This window comes from Desulfosporosinus lacus DSM 15449 (genome assembly GCF_900129935.1).
Taxonomy (GTDB): Bacteria; Bacillota; Desulfitobacteriia; order Desulfitobacteriales; family Desulfitobacteriaceae; genus Desulfosporosinus; species Desulfosporosinus lacus.
Window position 1 is genome coordinate 1 of record NZ_FQXJ01000025.1, and the last position, 24962, is coordinate 24962.

Consider the following 24962-nt stretch of genomic DNA (forward strand, 5'->3'; position numbering starts at 1 on the left):
AGAAGTCAGTTCGAGCCGTAGTATCGAAGAAATCTATAAAAGTAGACGGAGAAAAGGGCTCGACGGTTGAAATGAGACAGAGGTTGTTTACTTGAAACACGAGAATAGCAGTTGCTCGAAAGAGGTTACTTACTTGAAGATAGATTGGAAATCGAAAACAAACAGTAAGAACGCTTAGTGGAGATAGATAGGCAATACAAGGCACAAGCACATCTCATTATCAACTGAACCGCCGTGTACCGAACGGTATGCACGGTGGTGTGAGAGGACGGGGGTTAGTCACCCCCTCCTACTCGATTTTTACGGAATAGGCTAATTTTTTGCTTATCGTTGCAATAGCGTTGCAACCCAGTTTTTTTCGTTGTTGCAACGCCTTTTTTCTTTGTCTTTGGTCTCTAGTGTCTATGAATTCTCGAGGCCGCTTTTCTTCGTTGGTTGAGATGATAGAAATTCTCTCAACAACGCATTTAATTTTTTGGTCTTACAATTGACACACATAGAACATCTAGGTATACTATGCATAGAAGTATTAGGTATAGCGGGGGGATTGAATGAATGTATCTAAAGACTTGGTAGCCGCCTCTGCTACCCCACTCATTTTGGCCATTCTCAAGGAAAATGACAGTTATGGTTATGCGATTATCAAGCGCGTGAAAGAGATGTCTGAGAATCAACTAATTTGGACGGAAGGTATGTTGTATCCGGTATTACATCGTCTGGAAGAACATCTGTTAATTGAATCTTACTTGAGTAAATCGGAGGCAGGCCGGCAGCGTAAATATTACAGGATTAAAGAGAGTGGGTTAACCGAGTTGGAACTGCAAAAAAAGCAGTGGGAAATAGTTAATAATGCTCTTGCCAGGACATGGAATGAAGAAAGTAATTGTAAGGAGGATCAAGATGTTTGATTTGGAAACAGAGGTTCATTCGTGGAGTGATCATTTAAGAGCCCATGGTAATTTGAGCGATGCCGATATTCATGAATTGGAAAATCATTTGAGGGACGAAATCGAGGACTTAATTGTAGCAGGACTCACGCCAGATGAAGCATTCTTAATTAGTGTCAAACGTTTAGGAAATGTCGATGCGATCTCACATGAGTTTGCCAAAGTAAATACTGAAAGCCTATGGAAACATTTATTGGTAGATCCGATAGATTCACTGGCCAAGCAGCTGAATCGGCGCGATATTACCCTGGTGGTGATTTTTGCATTGCTAGCCGGGACACTGTTCAAAATTCCCGAACTTTTTGGTTTCGGATTACTCGATCAAGACGGTGAAATTAAAATATTCTTCATTAAAAACTTGAGTTTCTTTATTTTACCTTTTATTGCGGCATTTTTCTTAATCAAGAGGAAATCAGAGTTAAAAACATGGGCGACGATACTGGGGATTTTTATCCTAGCAGCGGTGATTATCAATGTGTATCCGTCATTTGATCCTCACCATACAGAAGTTCTTACCATTGTTCATCTTCCTTTGTTTTTGTGGTTGGTCGTCGGAGCAACTTATATAGGCAGGGAGTGGCAAGGCAGCAAAGGGAGAATGAATTTTATACGCTTCACAGGTGAAGCCTTTATCTATGGTGTATTAGTTATGGCAGGTGTAATGGTGTTATTCCTGTTCACGCTAGTAATTTTCGAAGCAATCCAAATTGACGTCCAAAAATTTCTTGCAGAGTATTTACTGATTTATGGAGGGTGTGCGGCAGCAATGATTACTGTATATTTAGTAGAGGCCAAAAAAAGCGTGGTGGAGAATTTTGCACCCATTTTGGCCAAAATATTCAGTCCGCTCTTCCTGATAATTATGGTTGCTTTCTTAATAGTTATGATTATTACTGGTAATAGTCCATTTATGGAAAGAAATTTCCTAATTGGATTCGATTTTATGCTGGCTTTAGTACTGGGGTTGGTATTGTACGTCATTTCGGCGAGAGATATTCGCCAGCCAGCCAATCTGTTTGATTACTTGAATCTAGCCTTGATCATGGCGGCACTGGTTATCGACGGGGTTGCTTTATCGGCCATACTTTTCCGTTTGTCAGCCTTTGGCATTACCCCCAATAAGCTGGCCGCGCTAGGGGAGAATTTGGCTTTGCTGGGCAACCTGGCCGGACTTGCCTGGTTATATATTGGGTACTTCAAGAAGAAATTTGATTTCACTAAGATAATAAAATGGCAGACAGATTATCTCTATGTTTATTTCATTTGGACAGCAATTGTTGCATTTATATTTCCCATTGTTTTTAGGTTTAATTAATTCGTTCAAACCTCCATCCTCGGTCCTCACCATGATTTCGGCAGTACCAGACGCCACCCCCTTGATGTCCATTGGTTGTTCTTGGTAGGTATGATCGGGAACAAGTGCCAAGGTAAAAGGCCCAGGTATTACCCTAGGCCAACCTTTATGCTGTTGTAGTTGCTATCATTCTTGTTGTTATGAGCCCAAACCATGGAGAAATCAATAGTAATAATACAATTAAAAACGCTAAAAACCCTAGGAATCCAAAGATAAACATTATTTGTTCACCTCCTCACTTGGGGATTCCATAAGATGAGAAGGCTCTGATGTATACTATGCGACATGTCCATTAAGTGTTAATGGCCTACGATTTTAGAAGATAGCCCCTAAACAATCTCTTAAAATTGGCAGTGGAAGTCGCTAGGTAATCAGCAGAGCGAAGCCCTGTCTATCAGCAGGTCATGATGAACGGTTGATAGACAGGGCTTCTGTTTTATCAAGAATGGCCTAGTTCACTGACGGCCTCAAGATTTGTTCCCCGATAAAGTTTATCCTCAGGTTGTCCGTGTTGTGATGCAGAAGTTTGGTGCCTTAACTTAGTATAAGCCTGTTGCAAATGGGAGTATTTGTCCTTAAGTTCTCCTAATTCACTGGCTAAAGCTTCTCTTGTAGCCTCATCTTTATGGCTCAAAAAGACCCCTCCTTATTTAACTTATTATTTAAACAGTATCCCCTGAATTACAGGAATGATGTTTATTTCCTTCGAATTTGCACTAAGAAATTTGAATTGTATTTACCACTTTTATTTTCAAAGGCGGGCATACTAATAACCTAACTAATTGGGAGGGATTACTTTGCCTGAACTAGATAAAATAGTAAATCAAATCGAAGAATTACGTTCAAGCACGATCAAGGTAAAAGAGGATAAATGCTGTACAAATCCAGAAGTCATGGCTGCATGTCATGAGTTGCATACCGCCTTAGATAGATACCAAGGAATACTGATGAGAGTCGAAGAAGAGGATAAATGATTAGAAATTTTTATTACTAAATAAAATTTAAAGCCATCGTGATGATAATTCTTACCAGATTAGTTATGCAAACAGTTTCCTACAAGTTTACATGATAAGATCACTTCAAGCGATCGCGGGGGTTTGTTAGACTCATTTTACAAAGATAGGACTAACGGACCTTGTAGAAAATGATCAAAGGAAATATACTTATTTAACACTATATTAACGGAATAAGTCATAAAATGGTGAAAGAGGAATCTTTATGAAATGGTTAATCCCCTACTTAGTTGTAGTTGGGTTACTATTATTGTTTAATCACGGAGCTCACATGAACGATGAAGATTGAGGAACAAGGGCGATTGGAGTCACGCTTGTTTTTTGGCTTAGGCATTTGCAAAAGTGACAAACGCCTTGGAAAAGGGGGCGTTATTTTTATGCCTTAAACTGAATGCGCGAATGAATAAATTCATTTCATGCTGCTGATCGGTATCTTGAAATAGAATATTATGGAGATGCCCAATAAAGCCGCAAAAAACCATGCTAATAGAGGATTTTTAAAATGAATTCTTAAAAGCAGAAATGAATAGATATTAAAGCCGATAGACCAATATAAATTCCATCCATGATAATATCTGAAGTGTCCTATTTTGAGTGCGATAAATTCAATAGTACTAAATAGTGCTACCCAGGCTAATATAAAAATGCCTTTTTTAGCTATACTTCCTTTTTCGGGGAAACGTCCCAAAAAAAGTAGGACTGTTGCAGGAAAGGTGATAAAATCAACAAACATCGTATTAAAGGTAACCTTTCCTCCAGGAGAAATCAGTTCCCACAGGGGATAGTTATAAGTCAGGTATCCATAAATATAATCGCCTAATATCCAAAAGAGGATAGTTGGATAGTATATTTTCCAATTTTTCCAATCCCCCCATTTATAGGCCGCTAATATATACAATATTCCCTTCACTATTCTCAGCAAAATTATCACTCCTAATTCGTTTTATCTATCGTACAAATCTAATTTATAAACGGCGCTTGATGAAAACCCAGCCTTAAAACAATACAACATATCATCCCGGGAATTTTACTGGCATTTATTAATGCCTTGAACATGGTGGTATTTAAAAAGGGATTGTTAATAAATTCTCAAGGAGGCGGAGGCTGTTGTTATAATAAGCATGGGTAATGATTTAATATATTGAGTGTAAAAAGGTGGGAAAAGGTTACATAATTATTTTGGAAATAAAAAAAATAGTACCTAAAAATTTGTGATGTCTTTGGAAAACGGAAAGCGCTCCATTTCCGGTCGGTTCATCTCAAATCTGATACGTAGGATCGACTGAACAATGCGTACTTATGACTCTCGTCGGTTACGATGGGAGTTTTTTGCTATAATTCGACAAGTTTCCCCTTACTTCTCGAGAAAGTTATGAGATGATTGGGACTGGAAAGTTAAAGGATTTGAGAGTATTCATTAGTTAGTCCTTCGGCAATTTCAAATTAGTAGCGAATATTTGTGGTTCTGTAATGCTTGGTTTATGACGAAGTAATTTAGAAAATTGTAGTATTATGCACACAAGAAAGTGAGTAAAGACAATGAAGAAGATAATTATGTATGTATTATCCGCAACACTGGTGTTCACTACTTTAAGTTTCGGTATTTCAGAAACAGTACAGGCAGCAGAGAGAGCAGTGAGTACTGCGACGGTCGCTAAAGTTCAGACCTTGAAAGGGATTAGAAAGTTAAAAAACGATAGAGTTAAAGCCGTAATTCTTGGGGATTCAATTGCTGTTAGTCAAGGTGCTACAGATCCCATAAAAAATGGTTGGTATAAAGATCTAAGAAGATCTTTGTACAAGACGTATTCAAACAACATTGTGTGGGATAACAAAGCTTTATCAGGAGTTCTTATTGATTATTGCTTAACGAGAGCAACAGAAATAGAAAGTAGTACAGACGTTGTATTTATATGTATAGGGAGAAATGATAGAAATTTTTATACCCCATCCCAGTTTAGTAGAAAATATACTCAGTTAATCCGTATTATTAAAAGCAAAGCTCCTAAGGCAGATATATTTTGCATTGTGGAACCTCCAATGGTTTCATTAGATGAATCTTCATTTATGGGTATCAGAACAGCAATTATTAATGTGTCGGCTAAGACTGGGTCAAACTTATTAGATGTCTGGAGTGCATTTCCTAAAGATCTAGTTGACTTGGACGCATTGATGAAAGATGGACTTCATCCAAATGACAAGGGGTATAAGCTAATGTCAAACTACATGTATGATCGATTAGTTAAGGTGATAAAGACAACCTGAAAATTGTAAAACGTAGAGAAGCAGTAAAGGGGAGCCTAATCGCTCTCCTTTTTGTTCTTCAGGTGTAAATAAAAATGGCCGCCCTTTCGGACGGCTCTGTCTCAATCAAACATACGATCATTATCTCCCCAGACTTTGCCTAACCAAACCGCTGCACTAATACCAATAGCATGGATAACTAAAGAGCGAGGACTGAATAAACTGCTTTTGCGTTTCATCATTCCCATCATTTATATGAACCTCCTTTTAACTTTGTAAACAAATCTATTTTTTGTTATTTCAGTCTAAAGAATACTGGCAAAAATTTGTAGGCATGAATGGTTTTTAAAAGAGCAATGCATAGGATAAAAAAAGAGGCTTAGGTTTAATACCTAAGCCCGAACTGTAAAACTAAGCTGGTTCTCTGAGCCTGCTAATTATTATAATCAATATAATAATTAGGAATAACACTCCTAGAATCAAGTCAATTCACCCCCTTACGGTTTAGTCATAAGAGTGAAGGGGTGTATTTCTATATTCTATTCAGCTTGTCCTGAGAATGTTCGTGGGGACTAGCCCTCGCTCCTTGAGCTCTCAAGATGCTTTCTCATAAGAATCTTTGATTGTTCCGCGTTGTGACTGACAATAGCATCATAGATCGAGATATGTTCTTGAATCGTGCATAGTCCCCCGATGTCATGACTAAAACGGAGCGGTCCGGCTTTCTTAATGAGTTCTAAAATATGGACTACAAACGTCTGCAACAGTCGATTCATCATCGAATTCTGGGAAGCTTGCGTAATCAGAAAGTGAAACCGCATATCAGCTTTAGCATAAGCGTCCAGATCTTCTAATGATGACTTCATATCACGAAGGGCATGGGAAATTATTTGCAAATCTTCTTCCGAGGCGCGCGATGCTGCTAAACCGGCACATTCGACTTCAAGGGTAATACGCGTTTCCCACAGTTCATCTATTCGTGTCGGCTCTACCGATAAAGCTAAAGCTAAAGGGCTAATAACGTCATTTAACTGTGCATTCCGTATGAAAGTGCCGCCTCCAGGCTTAATTTCAACCCATCCTAAGAACTCCATAGTTCTTAGCGCTTCACGCAAAGTGGTCCGGCTAACTCCCAACTCGCCAGCCATTTCCCTTTCACCCATCAGTCGGTCGCCGGGACGGAGCTTTTCTTCGATAATCAAGTTATTGATTTGTTTTAAAACCTCTTGAGACGTTCGCAGAGGTTTCGTAATCTTTTTAAACTGCATTGGAACCTCCCATAAGCGCACGGAGCTAAACTTGAATACCTGCAGGACAGTTTTCATTACACAATGAACAGTCTCCACAATCCGGATCTTCAGCTTGTTTGAAGCCCTCCAAAAAAGCTGCTAAGACGTTTGCTCTTTTGCCGGAGTAATAGTAGCCCCTCTCTAATCCCTCTTCAAGATATTTTGGACAATCGACGAGACATCCTCCACAGTGAAGGCATTTAAGTAAATCCCACTGCTGATTTTCAGATGTTGCCAAACGTCCATTATCCAGTAAAATGACATACACCTCTTTGGGACCATGCATACCTTGGACCATTCTAAACTCAATATCGGCTGTTCTGCTGGGGCCACTGATAAAGGAAATATACTTAAGAATATCTCTACCTAATCCATATACACTGATCGCCCGACAAACGCTCAAAGCATCTTCGAGAGAGGGGACGATTTTATCGATTCCTGCCACCACGATATGGTTATATGGAAGATTCGAGGTAAATCGTACGTTTCCCTCACTTTCTAACAGGGCCAGGGTTCCATTTTGTTCAATGATAGCCTCTGCACCTGTAATACCATATTGCATATGGGCCGCCTGCTGTTTGATCTCATTCTTAATTTGGGCTACCCACTCTTTATTGGAGATTGGTGTATTGATACTGGCAATCCAAGGGTGTGCTTCGACCTTAGTTCCGGCAACTCTTTCCCCCAGGTCGGTATCGAGAATCTCAACATTATTTGATTTTAAATACTCTCTCAGAGCAATTTCGGTGAAAACAGAGTTTTTACTCATGGCTACGCTCTGATGACCCGCCAGGATTTTCAGGATTTGCTCTTGAGCTTCGGTGGAGTTTTTAGCAAAGATCACATGACATCCTTTACCTTTGAGGGAAGAAGTTGCTTTTTTCACATACTCTTTAAGATTAGCCGCAGTCGTGCTTTTGATCTCCTGTACTTGGCTAGCCAAATTCGGATACTCTTTAAGAAGTGTGTCGCGGCGAGAACTGATTTGCTTTAAGATAGTTCGAACTTTCGTACTGCTCATTCTGCTTATCTCCTCCCATAGGCGCGGCTAAGAATCTGAACCACGTGAGAAACTTTTTGCTTCATTTTGCTCTGAGCAATCCCATCACGGAAATGAACCATACATCCGGGACAACTCGTCGCCAGGGTGGTAGCCTGGGTGTCAGTGACGGTCTTTAACTTTCCTTCGTTAATCCGTTGCGAGAGTTCATAGAAACTTAAGCTAAACGAACCACCGAACCCACAACACGTATCGGCATCCTGCATTTCCACATAATCCACCCCAGGGATCATCTGGATGATTTTCCGGGGTTCCTTTTTCACACCCATACTTCGAGCGAGATGACAAGGATCATGGTAGGTTACTTTTTCCATAACGCCCTGTTCAGGAAGCTTTAAGTCAATATCTTGGATAAGAAATTCATTGATATCTTTCACTTTCAGAGCAAGTCTTTTTACCTTTTCCTGAAGCTCAGGGGAATCCTCCGCAAACAGTTTAGGGTACTCTTCTTTAAAAGCGACAGCACAACTCGGGCAAACAAAAACCAAAGCATCCATATCAAAAGAACTATAAGTCTCGATGTTTTTTAGAGCCATGGTTTTGGCATGATCTAAATCTCCACTCACTATACTAGGAATTCCACAACAAACATCCTCTTTGGGGAGTTTAACCTCAACGTTATTTTCACCTAAAACATGAAGGAGTGCTTCTCCAAGGTCTATCTCCGTGTAATTTACGACGCAACCGGGATAAAAACCAACCTTTTTAATTGGTTTAGCAATCGTTTTAGGTTTAGCGATTTCCATAAAGGACTTGTCTGAGAATCGAGGAATCACGCGCTCTTGCGGTAACCCGAATGAATTGAACGTCAAACGGGAAGTCATCCCCGTATCAGACTCTTTTAAAGCCAGCTTCCCGAAGGTTGTTGCTAGTTTACTTACTACCGGCAGTGTTCGGGGTTTGGTTAACATCGAGAAGACTAAATCCTTCTTCCAACCTACCCCTTCTTTTGCAACAGCATCTTGCCGAAGTTTCCATAACATTGCTGGGGTCGCCATCTGTACGGGACAGGCAGTTTGACACTTTTGACAACCGATACAGAGAGATAAGCCATTTTCTTCAGACTTTTCCAAGTCACCATGGAAGGCAGCAAAGACTAAGCCGCGTCCCCCAAGATACTTATATCCGTATTTGCCGCCAACTTCCGCATAGACTGGACAAAAGTTCAAGCAACTTCCACAATTGATACAATAAAGGGACTCTTCAAATCCTGCATCAATCGCTTGCTTACGTCCATTTTTCAATAAAACGATGTGCACTTCTTTAGGGCCTTGACCGTGCGTATATTCCTCAAGATCAGGATCAAGAGCTTCGCTCACTCCTGAGATCACGGAAACATAGGTTCCTATGTCCTGTCCTACGCCGTAAACCGCTGCGGCTCGCACAACTTGCATAGCATCTTCAAGGGAAGAGACGATTTTTTCCACACCTGCGATCACAATGTGAACTTTAGGCATCATTGAAACCGCCCGAATATTGCCTTCATTCTCAGTTACGAAAACACTCCCCGTATCTGCTGCAATCGCATTCGCTCCGGAGATCCCCACATCAGCTTTAACCAAAAAATCACGGAGTCCTTTACGGGCAGAAACGACCAGCGCTTCGGGAGTGCATTCTAATTGGGTTCCCTCCTCGTCAGAAAAGAGTTTGGTTATCTTTTCAATAGGAATATGTATAGCTGGTGCCAGTGAATGACTCGCTTCACACTTTGCCAGCTGATTAATTCGATCTCCAAGATCAGTTTCTACGACCTTCACGCCACGATCTTCGAGGTAATGTGAAATATTGATCTCTTTACCGGCATTTGACTTGGACTTGACGACCAAGCCTTGATCCGGAATGAGGCTTGCAATATACTTCTGAGCATCTTCGGCAGTTTCAGCTAGATATACTTTACAGCCCTTTTCTTCCAATGATCGTTGTGCTTTTGCGATCACTTCATCCAAATGCTCCATACTGTATTCTTTGATTTTGCGCAAACGGTTAGAAAGCTCGGGATAATTGGGGACCATCTTCAACATGGCTGGGCGAATCGCATCAAAAGCTCTAAATCTACCCTTCCGAGATTCCATATCATGGAGCCCTTCGGCGACTTTGCTTTTTACGATTTTATAGGTTTTATTTCCCATGGTAAACTTTCTCCTCTCTTCGGTTTACTGGTTGGACCGGCGGGCATAAATAAAAAATCCTTTGTAAAGAATAATCCCCACGCCTATGGATATAAGGGGGGGATTAAAACAATGAATAAAACGAAATAACTTGATTTCCTAGGTATCTGCCTTCGCTCCGCCCAAGTAGGCTTCCATAACACGAGGATTTTTGGCAACCTCTTCAGCTTTTCCATGCAGGACGATCTTTCCTGTTTCCAGAACATAGGCATAGTGAGCAATCTTTAAGGCTTGACGGACATTTTGTTCAACGAGAAGTATGGTTGTACCTTCCTGATTGATCTCTTGAATAACTTTGAAAATATCTGAAACTACTAGAGGTGCCAAGCCCATGGAGGGTTCATCGAGCAATAGAAGCTTAGGTCTGGCCATGAGAGCACGGCCGATCGCCAGCATTTGTTGCTGTCCGCCAGAAAGCGTTCCTCCTAATTGTTGTTTACGTTCCTCTAAGATTGGAAAACGCCTAAAAACCTTCGCTAAATCAGCCTGAACTTCTTTATCTTTTCGCTGATAGGCTCCCATTTCCAAGTTTTCCAGAACCGTCATCCCTGCTAGAATCTTACGTCCCTCCGGCACCAGAGACATTCCCAAGTTTACGATTTTGTGGGGGGCCAAACCTCGAATTTCCTGGCCTAGGAACTTAATTTGCCCAGCTTGAGGTTTGAGAAGCCCAACAAGAGAGTTCATTGTAGTCGTTTTTCCAGCTCCATTCGCCCCGATGAGGGACACAATCGAGCCTTGGGGAACGTCCAGGTCTATCCCTTTGATTGCTTTAATACTGCCATAACTCGTTGACAAACCGCTAATGTTCAGCATCTCTACGCCTCCTCCCGGCCTAAATACGCCTCAATGACCAATGGGTTTTTCTGAATTTCGGCCGGAGTACCTTCGGCAATCTTTTGTCCGAAATTAATCACCACGAGTCGGTCGCAGACGTTCATTACTAGGTTCATATCATGTTCAATTAAAACGACGGTTTTCCCCATCATTTGTATTTTCTTTATTAGAAGACGCAGGTCTTCGGTTTCACTCTCATTCATCCCTGCAGCGGGTTCATCGAGAAGAATTAACTGGGGTTCTGTTGCGAGTGCCCTGGCAATTTCTAAGCGGCGTTGTTGCCCATAAGGGAGCGACCCCGCGGGAGAATCTGTGTCATTTTCAATCCCTACCAACTGCAGCAGAGCCTGGGCTCGTTCTCTGGTTGATTTCTCTTCCTTGCGCTGAGCGGGAGTACGCCATAATCCTCTCCATACGCCTGCTTTAGTTCTGCAGTGTGCCCCGACCATGACATTGTCCAGCGGACTCATATGGCCAAACAGACGGATATTCTGGAATGTCCGAGCTAAGCCCAACGCTGTAACCTTATACGGCCGTAATCCTAACAAGTTTTTACCGTGGTAGCTTATTTTCCCCTCACTAGGAGGGAAAATCCCAGTAATTAGATTAAAGAGCGTCGTCTTTCCAGCACCATTAGGTCCAATAATTCCTATAATTTCTCCGTCATTGACCTTAAAACTAATGTCACTTAAGGCCGCCAAACCTCCAAAGCTTTTACTCACTTGATCAAGGACTAATGTCATTGCTTAATCCTCCTTCCAAGCTTGCGTTTCCAGAAACGAACCGTCTCCTCACTAATGAGTCCCTGAGGACGAAAGGCCATCATAATGACCATTAGTGCGCCGTAAATCATCAGGCGGTATTCAGATGCCGAACGCAACAGTTCAGGCAACATGGTTAGCAGTAATGCACCGACAATTGGACCAATAATTAGGTCGCTTCCACCTAAGACAGCAAAAGAAAGGATTTCAACGGTACGGTGGTAGGCAAAATCCTTTGGCCCGATGAAAAAGGTTAAATGGGCAGACAGACCGCCGGCCATCCCAGCGATGAAAGCTCCTAAAGCAAAGGCAAGCAGTTTATAATAGGTCGTATTGATTCCCATAGCTTCGGCTGCCGACTCATCGGCTTTAATAGATGCAAAAGCTCGACCGACCCGTGAACGGTTAAGTCTTGTACAGAAAAATACCAGAAAAGCGAGAATGAAAATCAGAACAACTAAAACCAGCAAGTTACTGGTCTGCTGAGCAGTTAATCCTCCAAACCGCGATAAACCAAAGGAAGACAACATTTTGCTGATCTTTGTTCCAAGGGTTGGAATTCCGGATATCCCTAAGGCACCATTAGTGATTTTTAAGTTCAAAATGATGACTCGAACAACTTCTCCAAATCCGAGCGTGGCGATAGCCAGGTAAATCCCAGTGAGCCGTAAAGCCGGATATCCAATGATAAGTGAAATGAAACTTGCTGCAGCACCACCGATAGGGATGGCCAGATAGACGGGAAAGCCTGCTTTTACAGTCAGAATCGCACAAGTATAAGCCCCAATGCTCATAAAGCCGGCATTTCCTAAAGATAACTGTCCGGTTGAGAGCGTCATATAAATGCTCACCCCGAGGATGGCATTCACCAACACAAATATAACAATTTGAAGATAATATTGGTTTAGTATGATATCCATTTAAAATCGTCCCCCTTGTCGTTTCCCAAAAAGTCCTTGAGGACGAATGAATAAAATCAAAATAATTATACCAAAGGCTACGGCATCTCTATAGGAAGATGCACCGTAAGCTACAGTGAATACTTCGGCGATTCCTAGAATCAGACCTCCCAGCATCGCTCCGGTGATATTTCCCATTCCACCAAGGATCAGCACAGCGAGCCCTTTCAAGCCCATGCTTAATCCCATAGTAGGTTCCACAGCATTAATAGAGAGTCCAACAAGAACTCCTGCAATTCCACCTAATGCTGAAGCGAGTGCAACGGTCAATAAGATAATTTTGTTAGTGTTTATACCGAGCAGGTTGGCAGTCTCGATACTCTCAGCAGTTGTCCGGATGGCTTTGCCAACACGAGTTTTAGACAGCCAAAAACGAAGAACAAACATCAAGCCGAAGGATATCCCAAGAATTACAATTTGGACAAGGGTAATTCGAATCGGCCCCAGTTGCAACTGAACTCCTGATAATGCTCCCGCAGGAAAGGCCTGTGATTGCGGCCCAAAGATCTTTAAAGCTAGATTTTCCAGAAAGATCGATACCCCAATTGTGCTAATTAAAGGAGCCAGATCGGAAACGGCCCGGCGTCTCAAGGGACGCAGGGCCAGCATTTCCAGAAGAATACCTAGCAACGCACTGGCCACCATGGCACCAGCCATGGCTACAAAGATATTTACCTTCAGATAATTCACCAGAAATAATCCGACGAAAGCTCCGAACATAAATACCTCTCCGTGAGCCATATTGATAATATTTAGGACCCCCATAATCAGGGTATATCCTAAAGCGACTAATGAATATGTGCTTCCCAATGTTAAGCCATTGACCAATTGTTGCCAGAACAAGACGTTCACTCCCAAAGTTTATTTTAGTTCCGTAAACTGACCGTCCTTAACGATCAAAACAGTAGCGTCCATCAAGGGATTTCGTTTTTCATCAAAAGCAAACTTTCCTGTTACACCTTGGAAATCTTTAATGGTTGCAAGGCTGTCACGCAGCTTTGCGCGATCCGTGCTTGACCCGGCTTTCTCCAAAGCGCTGGCATAGATGTATAGCGCATCATAAGATTGGGCAGCAAACTGGTCGGGCACTTTATTGTATTTTGCTTTATAATCTGTTACAAACTTTGTGATTTTTTCACTTTCCTTCCCTGGGTACCAAGGGCTCGCAACAATCGCCCCATCTGCTGCTTGTCCGGCGATCTTGATTAACTCTGGAGAGTTAAATCCATTCGTACCTACAAAGGGGACAGTAATCCCAATTTCTCGGGCTTTCTTTAAAACGAGGGCTGCTTCCTGATAGAGGCTTGATACCATGACGGCATCTGGCTTTAATGAGGAAATCTTTGTCAGCTGAGCGGAGAAATCCGTATCCTTATCGGCAAAGGTCTCGGTAGCTAACACTTCCACTCCGTTATCCTTGAGGGCTTGCGCCATCGTCTTATAACCGGACACAGCCCAGTCGTTATTGCTGGAGTACATGATAGCTACTTTTTTTAGGTTATACTTTTCAACAGCCATCTTGACGGCCTGGGGAACTGCTGAAGACTCTGGTAAAGCATTCCGGAAGACAAACTCCCCGATATCAGTTATCCCTTCAGCCGTGGTTGAGGTTCCCATGATTGGAACTTCTGACTGATTAGCAATCGGCCCACTCGCAAACATTTCTCCACTCAGGGTCGGCCCAATAAGTGCTACGACATTATCTTTGTTAATTAATTTATTGACCGCATTAATTGCTTCAGTATTGTTCCCACGGGAATCTTCGTAGACGAGCTCGATTTTGACCTTTCCTAGGGCATTAATTTCATCCTTAGCGAGGTCCAGACCTTCCTTCTGTGACTGACCATAGGCGGCTCCCCCCCCAGACAGATAGGCAACGACACCGATCTTAGCAGTCCCTGCACCTTCTGACACAGAATTCGCAGCCGGAGCGGAACCCCCTCCACATCCCGCTGTTGTCAAAAGCAGTGTTCCAATCATCATTCCAGTAAACCATTTTGTAAGCCCTTTTTTCATTGTTACAAATACACCGTCCTTAATTTGATTGTGTTTTATAATAGAATTAACTATTCGTCATATCTTATGGAATACCTGCTTGTAGCAAAAAAAACCACGAAGTTTGTAACACTTCCCAATCTCGTTGAATAGAGTGAAAGGGGAGGTTTTGACATGAAAGTATGTATTGATCCAGGGCATGGCGGTTATGATCCAGGGGGTATCGGAAACGGACTGAAAGAGAAGGACTTAACACTGGACGTATGCCTTAAATTAAAGCCATTGCTTGAGTTCAACGGTATAAGTGTTATTCTGACTCGTGACGGAGATTATGCTCCAGGGCATTATGAGAATGACCAAAAAGGAGATTTGGGAGCGCGAGTTAATAGCGCGGAATTAGGAAAAGCAGACCTATTTGTTGGGGTCCATATAAATGCTGGTGGGGGCACAGGGGTTGAGGTACTCGTTATAAGTACCGGTGGACGAGCGGAAATAGCAGCCAACAAGGTGTTGCCATATCTTGTTCAGGTTGGTGGCTGGGCAAATCGTGGAGTAAAAACTCAGAATGTCATGGTGCTTAGGGAAACGAGTATGCCTGCAATTTTAACGGAAAATGGGTTTATCGATACAGCAACCGATGCGGCAAAATTAAAGGAACCCAATTTTCGTCAGGCGCTTGCAATAGCTCACGCTAAAGGGATCTGTGATTACTTTGGGATTATATACAAGGAAGCAATTTCAACTCAACCAACCCCTAGTGTTATGTATCGTGTCATTTTAGATGGCAAGCAGACTATGGCTTTAAGTTCTCAAGAGAGTGCAATTACTGAGGTGAAAAAAGCAGTTGACAGCGGGCAGGCTTTAGGTGGGGTGGTACAGCGAACAACCGATAATATAAACGTCTTTGAGTATTCGGCTAACTCAAATGTTTCGAGAACTCCCATTATGGGTGAAGAAACCATTACAATTGAGCAGTGTAGACAGTTTTTGTTGAAGAATAATTCTAATGCACCAGATATTATCCCCTTCTACAAGAAGAATGGAGAAATTCTTGGCATAAGATGGGGTTACGCAGTAGCACAAATGATAAGAGAAACTGGCTACCTAAGATATACTGGGGTTGTGAAGGCTGATCAAAACAACTTCGGTGGAATCGGAGCTGTTGGAAATGGGGTTCAAGGTGCGTCGTTTTCGTCACAGGAAGAAGGCGTGTTGGCCCACTTAGAACACCTTTTTGCATACGCCACAACGCAACCTTTGCCAGCAGGAGTACAGAAGGTAGATCCTCGCTTTGATTTGGTTGAGAGAGGAAGTTGTCCAAACTGGGAAGAGCTTAACGGCCGTTGGGCAGTTCCAGGGAATGGGTATGGCCAGGACGTAGTCAGAATCTACGGTGAAATGGCTAAGGAGACGATATCAGACAGTGAGGAAACATCTATATTGAGGAAGATATCCCAAATTATTTCGAATTATTTTTATGGGAAATAGCTTGATATAAGTAATCGGAATTATTTAACAGAGAATTTAATTCTATGAAGTAAAGCAAGGCTTAGGCAATGACAAATGCCGAAAGCCTTTAATATTTTCTTATAGTAATTGAATTGAATGATTTTTTGGATAAAAGTTCTATGAAAAGGTGTGTAAAACGATGTGGAAAAATTAAATTTGCTACTGAGTGGGGGGTTTAATATATAACTAACTATGTTATAATTGCTGAGTTAAAGAGGCTAACAATTGAGCTGAAATGGAATAGAGGAAGAGAAATGCTCCAATCACATTTAGGAGAAATTGCTGCACTTGTAACTGCTCTGTGTTGGACTATTACAGCGGTTGCATTTGAATCAGCGGGAAAAAGAGTGGGTTCAATATCAGTAAATCTAATTCGACTTGTCATAGCCTTACTCCTAATTTCCGTCTTTAATTTATTTACTCGAGGAATGATGCTTCCACTGGATGCCTCAGGTTCAACCTGGTTCTGGTTATTCATTTCGGGAACAATTGGCTTTGTGATCGGAGATTTGTTTTTATTTCAGGCGTTTGTATTAATTGGTTCGCGTCTGTCGATGTTAATTATGTCAGCTGTACCACCTATCACAGCCTTAACTGGTTTTATAATGATGGGGGAAAGAATTTCATTATTGGGTTTAACTGGTATGATGCTGACGATTTGTGGGATCGCCTTGGTCATCTTGACTAGAAATCCAGAGAACAGGATGGTTAAGTTTTCTTATCCGATAAAAGGGTTAGTATACGCCTTTATTGGTGCTTTAGGACAAGCTTTCGGACTTGTTTTTAGTAAATTTGGCATGGGCTCTTACAATGCTTTTGCAGCAACTCAAATTCGCATTATCTCAGCTATTATAGGATTTGCTATCGTAATTACGATAACCAAAAATTGGAAAAATGTGTATTCAGCACTGAAAGATATGCAGGCGATGAAATATATCTCGATAGGGTCGCTTTTTGGTCCGTTTATCGGAGTGTCATTGGGACTGTTGGCTGTACAGCATGCACCAACAGGAATTGTATCGACAATTACTTCAATTACGCCTATACTTATTATCCCAATGGCAATCTTTATCTTTAAAGAAAAGGTATTGCCAAGAGAGATTTTTGGAGCAATAATAACTCTGGGAGGAGTCTCCCTTTTATTTATCAAGTAAGCATTATACTTTGTGAATATTTATAAATCTAAAAAATCTATAGACACTTTTATTTTTGGCAACTATAATAAAGTTAACAGCAAATGGCAGGATCTAGAGAGCAAAGAGGCTCTAAAACGGCGTTTATTAAAACGCTCTTTTAGAGCCTCTTTTTTATTCTGAGCCAATCATTGTTCACTAGGGTATTATTCAGTAAGTTTAAAGAGACGAGGAGGATTAATAATGACAGCATTAAATACTGGGGATATTGCTTTCCTGGTTATATGTACTCTGCTAGTTTTTCTAATGACGCCTGGTCTGGCATTATTCTATGGGGGAATGGTTAGAAAACGCAATGTGCTTTCCATTATGATGCAAAGTTATGCTGCCATGGGGGTAGTCACCGTTATTTGGGTATTATTTGGATACTCATTAGCCTTCGGACCGGATCACGGTCATATAATAGGTGGCCTTGATTGGATAGGACTTAGAGGAGTGGGGCTTTCTCCCAACCCTGATTATGCTCCGACTATTCCGCATTTATTATTCTTCCTATTCCAACTAATGTTTGCGATTATCACACCAGCTGTGATAAGTGGAGCAACTGCAGAAAGATTGCGTTTCACAGCATTTTTACTGTTTATCATTCTTTGGAGCACGTTCGTATATATACCTCTGGCCCATTGGGTGTGGGGAATCGGCGGATGGATGCGCAATCTGGGAGTATTGGATTTTGCGGGAGGTACGGTCGTTGAGGTAGCTTCTGGTGTATCCGGATTAGTAGCAGCATTTGTTGTAGGTAAGCGTTTAAAGGTAGGGTATGAGTGGAATATTCCCCATCATATGCCCAACGTTCTTTTTGGAGGCGGGCTATTATGGTTTGGTTGGTTTGGATTTAATGCCGGAGGTGCAATGGGAGCAAATGGCGTCGCGGTACTTGCGCTTGCTACAACTCAAATAGCCGGAGCAACCGGCATGATCGGATGGGCGCTGGTTGAATGGCTTCATCGTCGCCAAATAACCGTCTTCGGTGCGGTCAGTGGGATTATTTCTGCTCTGGTAGCCATCACACCAGCAGCGGGATATGTCTCGACGGTTAGTGCGCTGCTTATTGGATTTATCGCGGGAGGAGTCTGTTATTTAGCAGTCAGCATTCTTAAAGCTAAGCTAGGATATGACGATGCCTTGGATGTCTTCGGAATTCATGGAATTGGAGGAACTTGGGGAACAATTGCTACTGGAATTTTTGCTGATTTAAGCCTTAATCCACAAGGAAAAAACGGTTGGATTAATGGAGGCGGATTTGAACCGGTTTTAATACAATTACTTGCGGTGTTAGCTACATATATATTTGCTGGAATGATGACGTTTCTCATTCTAAAGGGAATAGCCTTGATTACCCCCCTTAGAGCAAGCGATGACGAACAAGTTAATGGATTGGATTTAACTCAACATAGAGAAAAGGCCTATCCAGACTTTGAACTTAGCGAAAATGTGTATATCTAAAGAGCCGCCTCACCGTGTTCGCCTGTTCGAATGCGGACTGAATCCACTACGTCATAAACAAAGATTTTACCATCTCCAAATTCACCGGTTTTCGATGTTTTAACAATGGCTTCGATGACTTCATCGATTTTCTTAGATGAAACCACTACTTCCAGTTTTATCTTTACTAAGAGCTTTGTGACGATTTCTTGACCGCGGTAAATTTGGGTGTAGCCCTTTTGATTTCCAAACCCCGAAACGTTAGAGACAGTCATCCCATTAACACCCAGGTCCGATAGAGCGATCTTTACGTCATTAAGTTTTTCTGGTCTAATGATTGCTTCAATTTTTTTCATATTACCACCACCTTAATTGTTTATTCTTGGACAGAAAAGGGTCTAGGCTACTCCATTATATCAGAATGCTTTTTTAGATTATATCTCTTTTAAACGAAAAGCCGGGCTTATGCCCGGCTTTGAGGAGTTTTTTTCTTGAAAGGAGAGTTTTTACCTCGATCAGGTTTACCTGTCTGCGCTTTATCGGTTGCTCGATTAGACATGTGTTTCCTCCTTTCACATTAGATATTTAAGGAAATATCAAGTTTTTGAGATGCCTTTATCCTTTTTGGTTTGTCTCTTGATCTTTGCCATAATCAGTTCTGCCATCTTGATCTGGTTGATGACTGTAGGGCAGATCTTCACGTTTTGGAAACCTTCGTTTGTTTTTGGGGGATTGATCCTGCTCCATAGAATGCCTCCCTTAACGTTCGAATACGTTTAGGATACCCTATGAACAGGTATTTATGTTGAGCTTTGAATTAGATTTTTCCAATGAATTTAAAATCTTTTAAGATTCCAGTCATTCCAGGTTGCCAGTAAGCGGGTACACCCAGCCCGGTAGTTTCTTCATACATCAGTCCCTGAATAACGCGAATAATTTCAGCGACGTTACGACCAACTTCGGGTGGATAGAGGCTGGTGTACTTTACTTGGCGATCAGGAGAAATAATAAAAGTTGCTCGGTAGGAAATTCCTAAGTCTGTTCTAAGGACTCCGTATTGATTAGTTATGAAATGAGAACGGTCGGATAATAACGGATAATTTATGGTGCGTGCAGAGGGGGATGTTTCTGCGAAGATTTTATGAGAATAAACGCTGTCAGTGCTAATGGCTAAAACTTGAACACCAAGTTTTTGAAATGTTTTTTGCTGAGCAGCCACGGCTGCCAATTCAGTCGGTCAGACAAAGGTGAAATCACTCGAATAGAAGAATAAGAGAACCCATTGGTTTTGAAAATCACTGAGTCGGATCGTCACTTTGTTGCCACCGGCGTATGCTTCTGCTTCAAAATCTGGCGCATGTTGGGTTGGACTAATCATCGCTTTAACCTCCCTGAAAAATACTCTCTTTTAAAATATGCTTTCCCAGGGCGCCTTGACATGAATCTAACACAATAGAAAAGAGATCTCCCTAAATTTTAAGGAGATCAAAGAAGAGGACTAACTACATGAAGAAAATGAGAATAAACTTAACACTATTATATGTAGGAATATGTCGATTATATTATGTTTAGTATATGTAATAATTTACAGTTAATTTGATTTAAGATCTGGAGAAACATCTAGAAATCATATTGACAGGACATTAGCTTAAATGTTAGACTCAGCATAATGAATTGAATTAATAGGCTCTTATCCGGAGTGGTGGAGGGACTAGCCCTATGAAACCCGGCAACCAGCTTGATACGCGCGATTTATGTCTTAGCGTGGAGAAAGCATGGTGCTAATTCTTGCAGGAGAAGATTTTCCTGGCAGATAAGAGGAGTGTCGAATAATGAAATTTTGGCCTCTTCTATCACAGAAGAGGTCTTTTCTAGTGGAAAAATTCCAAATATATTAATGAGATTATTAACAGTTAATCTACTGGCTCAACAAATCTGGAGGTGGAGATAATTATGAGTGTTGAAAAGACTTACGCAGAAATCAATACTAAAATCAAAGCAGGCAAAGCAATTGTTGTGACTGCAGAAGAGCTTATCACCCTGGTGGAAGAAAAAGGCCTTACCAAAGCAGCTCAAGAAGTTGATGTGGTAACAACCGGAACTTTTGCTCCAATGTGTTCTTCAGGTGCCTTTTTAAGTTTCGGGCACACGAAACCACGGATGAAAATGCAAAAAGTTTGGCTGAACGGTGTTGCCGCTTATACGGGGATTGCTGCTGTTGACGCTTATATCGGAGCAACTGAGATGCACGAAGATGACCCGCTAAACAGCAACTATCCAGGTGAATTTAGATATGGCGGGGGTCATGTAATTGCGGACCTCGTTGCTCGTAAGCCAGTCAAACTAAAAGCGCTGGCATATGGTACAGACTGTTACCCGCGTAGAAATCTCGAAACAACCATAACCCTTGATGATATAAATGAGGCTATTCTATTTAATCCTCGAAATGCCTATCAGAACTATAACTGTGCGGTAAATTTAACTGATCGTACCATTTACACATATATGGGAATGATCAAACCTCATATGGGAAACGCCAATTATTCTACCGCCGGACAACTGAGTCCACTTTTGAAAGATCCACATTTTAAGACAATTGGAGTGGGAACTAAGATCTTTCTCGGCGGCGGGATCGGATATGTTGCGTGGAATGGCACTCAACATTTTCCATCAATGATTGATGTTGAGGGAAAAGAACTTGGCAGTGCAGGAGGGACACTGGCTGTCACTGGGGATCTAAAACAGATGAGCCCGCGATGGCTTGTGGGTACAAGTTATCTAGGATATGGTGCAACGCTCAGTGTTGGAATTGGCATACCCATACCGATTCTAAATAAAGAAATTGCTCGGTATGCCGCTAAGAAGGATGAAGAGCTATTTGCACCCGTTGTCGACTATGGAGAAGCGTATCCTTCGTTTACACCGGGTAATCTGGGATATGTCAGTTATGCAGACCTTAAGAGTGGGAAGATCACTGTCAATGGCAAGGAAATATCTACTGCTCCTTTGTCAAGTATGCCTCGGGCTCGTGAAATCGCTGCAACCTTAAAAGGGTGGATTCTGAAAGGGGAATTTCAGTTGACTGAACCAGTCAAAACTCTTCCCTCACCCGCTGACGGCTTTACCGCTCACAGTATAAAGGAGGATTGATTATTATGTCGCCAAAGAGAATAGTGTTGCGTTTTGGAACAGATATCTCGGTAAAACCCATCGTTTATCGTTTGGTTAAGGATTATGATTTAGTGGTTAATATTGTGAAAGCAGACGTCAACCCTCAAAAAGAAGGTACGATGATCTTAGAGGTTACCGGAGATCAAAGTGAAGACGGGCTTAACTATTTGCGCAATTTAGGAGTTTCGGTACAGAATCTCACTCAGGAAATCGTGCGAAATGACGAAAAATGTGTCATGTGCGGAGCATGTACAGGGGTTTGCCCAACAGGTGCCTTATATATGGAACGCCCATCTATGGAAGTACGCTTTGATGGGGATCAATGTGTTTTTTGCCAACTATGTGTGAAAGTCTGCCCAATGTGGGCTATGGAGGTCCGTCTGTAATTGGATTTTACGGAACGCAGTTATCGCCAAGATCATCGTCAAGAGGATTTAGTTCATTTCCAGCTTGCCGTAAGAGAAACTGATTTGGATATTGGTATACGGAAAGAACGATTTACTTCCGAACTGGTTGAGTGGGCAGCGGAAATCATTCGAGACTGTCGCAGACCGCTAGAAGACTATATTCAAAAGGATCCTGGTTTTGCAAGCTCTTTAACTCCATATACAGTTTTGCCAGATGCTCCTATAATTGTTAAGAGGATGGCGGAGGCCGGGAGACTTGCTGGAGTTGGGCCGATGGCCGCGGTTGCAGGAGCGGTGGCAGAGTGGGTTGGGAAATCTATTGCGAAGCGCTCCCGGGATGTGATCGTAGAAAACGGTGGGGATATCTTCATGCGTACAAGCCGGATTCGCAAAGTCGGGATTTTTGCAGGGGATTCACCGCTGTCTAATCTTGTTGCAATTGAAATCAGACCGAACCAAACTCCGCTAGGAATATGCACTTCATCTGGTAAAGTCGGTCATTCCTTGAGCTATGGCAAAGCTGACGCCGTAGTCGTGCTTTCTCCCTCGGTGCCTTTAGCGGATGCTGTTGCTACTGCAACTGGGAACCTTGTTCAGACGACGGATGATTTAGAAAGGGCCATTGCATTTGCTTCTCAGATTGAAGGAGTTACGGGTATCTTGGTCATCAAAGATGACCGTTTAGCGGTCTGGGGAAGTGTAAAGCTGTTGCCAATCAAGGCCTGAATTTCAAAATAATACCAATACCATTTATTTTAGTTAGAAGTATAAACTGACTGTGCTAATCAGTGATGATTTTCTGGAAGGTCTCGTCACGCAATCCTTGGCTACTGGGACACTAAGTCAGCATCTTATATAGCCAGCCATAGATCGCTAATCTCGATCATTCCTTTCTGAGTCATGACCGGCCCCAATGGCTTGGTGTCTAAACAAAATTTCTAAATTAAAATTTAAAGACACATAGAAAGAAACCTCCCCGTCGGGAGGTTTAAGTTTTTGCGCTAATGTCTTAAATTTCTTTTATATAATTGGTACAATACAAATTTAGCACGAATTGAAGGAGGAATCAATGCCCAGTTTTTAGGAGTTTTTAATAAAAGCAGTTAATTTGTTGGTTAAGGGAAGCTTTAAAGACTTTTTTATATAAATTCTAGAAATAAGGAAGGAGACAGTCTGTTGCATATAGAAATTATTGTAAAGGAGTGATATTTTCTGAAACGCATGAGACTTATTCTTCTTATTATAGGATTTTTATGTTTAGCATCAATGGGATGTGGGGTCCAATCGGTTATATCATCAACTCCAATTCAAAATTCAAAGCAAGGCGCTGATGAAGTCGGAGAGTTATCCGACGCAACAAAAGCCAAACCCCCTGTCAAAAAAACGGTTACCCTAGTAGCGACTGGGGACATTCTGATGCATAATACTCAAATTGCATCAGGGCAACAGGCTGATGGATCATTCCAATTCGATTCTTTTTTTAAACCTGTTAGATCCTTGATTGAGTATGGAGATTATGCTTCAACTAACTTTGAAGCGGCAATGGCTGGTGGAGGTTCTGGGTACACTGGATATCCTAAGTTCAATAGTCCTGATGAAATGGCTGCGACTCTTAAAGAAGCAGGATATGACGTGGTTATTACTTCGAATAACCATATATTAGACAGGGGTTACTTGGGAGCAATCCGGACCATGGGCGTATTAAGAGATGCAGGTTTAGACATCGTTGGGACATATCAATGTCAAGAAGAGAAGGAAAGCTTTTTAATTAAGGATCTAGACGGAATTCGCGTCGGTTATTTAGCGTATAGTTATGGGACCAATGGTATCCCTGTACCAAAAGAACATCCCTATTTTTTTAATTTCCTCAATAAAGAGACTGTTTTAAAGGAAATTAATCAATTAAGACCGAAAGTGGATGTTCTCGTTCTCGTATTGCACTGGGGAGTTGAGTATAGCCTCCAGCCCACTGAGGAACAGCGAGAATTGGCACGGATATTTCTAGAGGCCGGAGTGGATGTCATCCTTGGCAGTCATCCACATGTAATTCAGCCTATGGAAGTTATGAAAATTAATAATCAAGATAAGTTTGTTATTTACTCAATGGGCAATTTCATTGGAGATCAACGTGGAGTCGAAAGGAACAGCGGAGTTATTTTAAACTTAAACTTTCAAAAGGACATGTCGAGAGGACAAACCGTTCTGAAAAATGTATCGTATACTCCAACCTATTCACATAGCTATCTGGATAAAGGGCGCCGTCGTCGTTTTCGCGTTGTAGCGGTCGAAGATGCAATTCGCAAGGTGCAGGAGGGTAAGGAGCCTTATCTTAAAAGTTCAGATTTGGCGGTTTTGAAACAAGTTCTGGCGCAGACGCAAAAGCAACTGGGTACGCCGTTTAATCGAACAGAGGTATTGAATTCCAGTAATACTTAATCATAAGCCCCAACATAACATAAGTTAAAGGGATTAGCGATTCTAAGCTAATCCCTTTAACTTATGTTCAAAAGCAACTTTTTGCCTTATTGAGCGTAGGAGGTTAAGGTTTATTGTTTTCTGGGTTTTCCAGTTTAGTGATATTTTTAAACTTTACCCTATAGGATTAAGTTGACAGTACTTTATTAATCGTC

At 41.7% G+C, this 24962-nt stretch carries 25 protein-coding genes and 1 riboswitch; of the genes, 11 read left to right on the forward strand and 14 right to left on the reverse strand.

The features are described 5' to 3' along the window. The first annotated feature begins 551 nt into the window (after positions 1-551). Together BUB11_RS22775 and BUB11_RS22780 are read left to right on the forward strand one after the other, a co-directional pair. Positions 552-908: a PadR family transcriptional regulator gene (locus BUB11_RS22775; RefSeq protein ID WP_073032520.1), complete on the forward strand. Its 357-nt coding sequence runs from the start codon at positions 552-554 to the stop codon at positions 906-908. Next, positions 901-2262, forward strand: a complete 1362-nt coding sequence (locus BUB11_RS22780) for a permease prefix domain 1-containing protein (protein WP_073032521.1) — start codon at positions 901-903, stop codon at positions 2260-2262. The genes BUB11_RS22775 and BUB11_RS22780 overlap by 8 nt, the downstream gene beginning before the upstream one ends. Positions 2263-2740: 478 nt before the next feature. On the opposite strand, the gene BUB11_RS22785 is transcribed toward BUB11_RS22780, so the two are convergent. Then, a complete protein-coding gene (locus tag BUB11_RS22785) occupies positions 2741-2935 on the reverse strand; it encodes a hypothetical protein (RefSeq protein ID WP_073032522.1) in 195 nt (64 codons plus the stop codon). A gap of 163 nt (positions 2936-3098) precedes the next feature. On the opposite strand from BUB11_RS22785, the gene BUB11_RS22790 reads away from it, so the two are divergent. Then, on the forward strand, positions 3099-3275 hold the full coding sequence (locus BUB11_RS22790; RefSeq protein ID WP_073032523.1) for an aspartyl-phosphate phosphatase Spo0E family protein: 177 nt from the start codon (positions 3099-3101) through the stop codon (positions 3273-3275). A gap of 448 nt (positions 3276-3723) precedes the next feature. On the opposite strand, the gene BUB11_RS22795 is transcribed toward BUB11_RS22790, so the two are convergent. After that, positions 3724-4236 (reverse strand): CBO0543 family protein, encoded by a 513-nt coding sequence (locus tag BUB11_RS22795; RefSeq protein WP_084110479.1) that lies wholly within the window; start codon positions 4234-4236, stop codon positions 3724-3726. Positions 4237-4853: 617 nt separating this feature from the next. On the opposite strand from BUB11_RS22795, the gene BUB11_RS22800 reads away from it, so the two are divergent. After that, positions 4854-5579: an SGNH/GDSL hydrolase family protein gene (locus BUB11_RS22800; RefSeq protein WP_073032524.1), complete on the forward strand. Its 726-nt coding sequence runs from the start codon at positions 4854-4856 to the stop codon at positions 5577-5579. A gap of 101 nt (positions 5580-5680) precedes the next feature. Here BUB11_RS22800 and BUB11_RS28885 read toward each other — a convergent pair whose 3' ends face one another. The 9 genes from BUB11_RS28885 to BUB11_RS22840 all read right to left on the reverse strand — a co-directional run bounded on the left by BUB11_RS28885 (position 5681) and on the right by BUB11_RS22840 (position 14648). After that, on the reverse strand, positions 5681-5809 hold the full coding sequence (locus BUB11_RS28885) for a hypothetical protein (protein ID WP_282434043.1): 129 nt from the start codon (positions 5807-5809) through the stop codon (positions 5681-5683). Between the two features lie 321 nt (positions 5810-6130). Next, positions 6131-6826 (reverse strand): FadR/GntR family transcriptional regulator, encoded by a 696-nt coding sequence (locus BUB11_RS22805; protein ID WP_073032525.1) that lies wholly within the window; start codon positions 6824-6826, stop codon positions 6131-6133. 25 nt (positions 6827-6851) lie between these two features. Then, on the reverse strand, positions 6852-7868 hold the full coding sequence (locus BUB11_RS22810) for an LUD domain-containing protein (RefSeq protein WP_073032526.1): 1017 nt from the start codon (positions 7866-7868) through the stop codon (positions 6852-6854). Between the two features lie 5 nt (positions 7869-7873). After that, complete coding sequence (locus tag BUB11_RS22815; RefSeq protein ID WP_073032527.1) at positions 7874-10036, reverse strand: LUD domain-containing protein; 2163 nt, start codon at positions 10034-10036, stop codon at positions 7874-7876. Positions 10037-10174: 138 nt separating this feature from the next. Next, positions 10175-10891 carry an ABC transporter ATP-binding protein gene (locus BUB11_RS22820; RefSeq protein WP_073032529.1) on the reverse strand — a complete coding sequence of 239 codons (717 nt, stop codon included), beginning with the start codon at positions 10889-10891 and terminating at the stop codon, positions 10175-10177. 2 nt (positions 10892-10893) lie between these two features. Further along, positions 10894-11655, reverse strand: coding sequence for an ABC transporter ATP-binding protein (locus BUB11_RS22825; RefSeq protein ID WP_073032531.1), 762 nt, complete (start codon positions 11653-11655; stop codon positions 10894-10896). Continuing rightward, positions 11652-12593 (reverse strand): branched-chain amino acid ABC transporter permease, encoded by a 942-nt coding sequence (locus tag BUB11_RS22830; RefSeq protein ID WP_073032533.1) that lies wholly within the window; start codon positions 12591-12593, stop codon positions 11652-11654. Before BUB11_RS22830 ends, BUB11_RS22825 begins: the two co-directional genes overlap by 4 nt. Next, complete coding sequence (locus BUB11_RS22835) at positions 12594-13475, reverse strand: branched-chain amino acid ABC transporter permease (RefSeq protein ID WP_073032535.1); 882 nt, start codon at positions 13473-13475, stop codon at positions 12594-12596. It abuts the gene before it with no gap. Positions 13476-13493: 18 nt separating this feature from the next. After that, positions 13494-14648: an ABC transporter substrate-binding protein gene (locus tag BUB11_RS22840; protein WP_073032537.1), complete on the reverse strand. Its 1155-nt coding sequence runs from the start codon at positions 14646-14648 to the stop codon at positions 13494-13496. A 153-nt stretch (positions 14649-14801) separates the two neighbouring features. On the opposite strand from BUB11_RS22840, the gene BUB11_RS22845 reads away from it, so the two are divergent. The 3 genes from BUB11_RS22845 (at position 14802) to BUB11_RS22855 (ending at position 18775) form a co-directional block, all read left to right on the forward strand. Beyond that, positions 14802-16115, forward strand: a complete 1314-nt coding sequence (locus BUB11_RS22845; RefSeq protein ID WP_073032538.1) for an N-acetylmuramoyl-L-alanine amidase — start codon at positions 14802-14804, stop codon at positions 16113-16115. 275 nt (positions 16116-16390) lie between these two features. Next, positions 16391-17290, forward strand: coding sequence for a DMT family transporter (locus BUB11_RS22850; RefSeq protein WP_073032539.1), 900 nt, complete (start codon positions 16391-16393; stop codon positions 17288-17290). A gap of 222 nt (positions 17291-17512) precedes the next feature. Beyond that, a complete protein-coding gene (locus BUB11_RS22855; RefSeq protein WP_073032540.1) occupies positions 17513-18775 on the forward strand; it encodes an ammonium transporter in 1263 nt (420 codons plus the stop codon). Here BUB11_RS22855 and BUB11_RS22860 read toward each other — a convergent pair. The 3 genes from BUB11_RS22860 to BUB11_RS22865 all read right to left on the reverse strand — a co-directional run bounded on the left by BUB11_RS22860 (position 18772) and on the right by BUB11_RS22865 (position 20132). Next, positions 18772-19110, reverse strand: coding sequence for a P-II family nitrogen regulator (locus tag BUB11_RS22860; protein WP_073032541.1), 339 nt, complete (start codon positions 19108-19110; stop codon positions 18772-18774). The genes BUB11_RS22855 and BUB11_RS22860 overlap by 4 nt on opposite strands. A gap of 259 nt (positions 19111-19369) precedes the next feature. Continuing rightward, on the reverse strand, positions 19370-19501 hold the full coding sequence (locus BUB11_RS28890; RefSeq protein WP_282434044.1) for a hypothetical protein: 132 nt from the start codon (positions 19499-19501) through the stop codon (positions 19370-19372). Positions 19502-19571: 70 nt separating this feature from the next. Then, a complete protein-coding gene (locus BUB11_RS22865; protein ID WP_084110481.1) occupies positions 19572-20132 on the reverse strand; it encodes a peroxiredoxin in 561 nt (186 codons plus the stop codon). Positions 20133-20441: 309 nt separating this feature from the next. Then, positions 20442-20574, forward strand: a riboswitch (SAM riboswitch). A gap of 133 nt (positions 20575-20707) precedes the next feature. On the opposite strand from BUB11_RS22865, the gene BUB11_RS22870 reads away from it, so the two are divergent. The 4 genes from BUB11_RS22870 to BUB11_RS22885 all read left to right on the forward strand — a co-directional run bounded on the left by BUB11_RS22870 (position 20708) and on the right by BUB11_RS22885 (position 24768). Then, complete coding sequence (locus tag BUB11_RS22870; protein WP_073032543.1) at positions 20708-21904, forward strand: homocysteine biosynthesis protein; 1197 nt, start codon at positions 20708-20710, stop codon at positions 21902-21904. A gap of 5 nt (positions 21905-21909) precedes the next feature. After that, a complete protein-coding gene (locus BUB11_RS22875; protein ID WP_073032544.1) occupies positions 21910-22311 on the forward strand; it encodes an NIL domain-containing protein in 402 nt (133 codons plus the stop codon). After that, positions 22312-23058, forward strand: coding sequence for a UPF0280 family protein (locus tag BUB11_RS22880; RefSeq protein ID WP_073032545.1), 747 nt, complete (start codon positions 22312-22314; stop codon positions 23056-23058). A gap of 495 nt (positions 23059-23553) precedes the next feature. Beyond that, positions 23554-24768 (forward strand): CapA family protein, encoded by a 1215-nt coding sequence (locus tag BUB11_RS22885; protein WP_073032546.1) that lies wholly within the window; start codon positions 23554-23556, stop codon positions 24766-24768. Positions 24769-24962 lie beyond the last annotated feature (194 nt).

Bases quoted from the DNA above. Each gene is read 5' to 3' on its own strand.
- BUB11_RS22775 (WP_073032520.1), top strand. From the start codon at position 552: ATGAATGTATCTAAAGACTTGGTAGCCGCCTCTGCTACCCCACTCATT.
- BUB11_RS22780 (WP_073032521.1), top strand. From the start codon at position 901: ATGTTTGATTTGGAAACAGAGGTTCATTCGTGGAGTGATCATTTAAGA.
- BUB11_RS22800 (WP_073032524.1), top strand. From the start codon at position 4,854: ATGAAGAAGATAATTATGTATGTATTATCCGCAACACTGGTGTTCACT.
- BUB11_RS28885 (WP_282434043.1), bottom strand. From the start codon at position 5,809: ATGATGGGAATGATGAAACGCAAAAGCAGTTTATTCAGTCCTCGCTCT.
- BUB11_RS22805 (WP_073032525.1), bottom strand. From the start codon at position 6,826: ATGCAGTTTAAAAAGATTACGAAACCTCTGCGAACGTCTCAAGAGGTT.
- BUB11_RS22810 (WP_073032526.1), bottom strand. From the start codon at position 7,868: ATGAGCAGTACGAAAGTTCGAACTATCTTAAAGCAAATCAGTTCTCGC.
- BUB11_RS22815 (WP_073032527.1), bottom strand. From the start codon at position 10,036: ATGGGAAATAAAACCTATAAAATCGTAAAAAGCAAAGTCGCCGAAGGG.
- BUB11_RS22820 (WP_073032529.1), bottom strand. From the start codon at position 10,891: ATGCTGAACATTAGCGGTTTGTCAACGAGTTATGGCAGTATTAAAGCA.
- BUB11_RS22825 (WP_073032531.1), bottom strand. From the start codon at position 11,655: ATGACATTAGTCCTTGATCAAGTGAGTAAAAGCTTTGGAGGTTTGGCG.
- BUB11_RS22830 (WP_073032533.1), bottom strand. From the start codon at position 12,593: ATGGATATCATACTAAACCAATATTATCTTCAAATTGTTATATTTGTG.
- BUB11_RS22840 (WP_073032537.1), bottom strand. From the start codon at position 14,648: ATGAAAAAAGGGCTTACAAAATGGTTTACTGGAATGATGATTGGAACA.
- BUB11_RS22845 (WP_073032538.1), top strand. From the start codon at position 14,802: ATGAAAGTATGTATTGATCCAGGGCATGGCGGTTATGATCCAGGGGGT.
- BUB11_RS22850 (WP_073032539.1), top strand. From the start codon at position 16,391: ATGCTCCAATCACATTTAGGAGAAATTGCTGCACTTGTAACTGCTCTG.
- BUB11_RS22855 (WP_073032540.1), top strand. From the start codon at position 17,513: ATGACAGCATTAAATACTGGGGATATTGCTTTCCTGGTTATATGTACT.
- BUB11_RS22860 (WP_073032541.1), bottom strand. From the start codon at position 19,110: ATGAAAAAAATTGAAGCAATCATTAGACCAGAAAAACTTAATGACGTA.
- BUB11_RS28890 (WP_282434044.1), bottom strand. From the start codon at position 19,501: ATGGAGCAGGATCAATCCCCCAAAAACAAACGAAGGTTTCCAAAACGT.
- BUB11_RS22870 (WP_073032543.1), top strand. From the start codon at position 20,708: ATGAGTGTTGAAAAGACTTACGCAGAAATCAATACTAAAATCAAAGCA.
- BUB11_RS22875 (WP_073032544.1), top strand. From the start codon at position 21,910: ATGTCGCCAAAGAGAATAGTGTTGCGTTTTGGAACAGATATCTCGGTA.
- BUB11_RS22885 (WP_073032546.1), top strand. From the start codon at position 23,554: ATGAGACTTATTCTTCTTATTATAGGATTTTTATGTTTAGCATCAATG.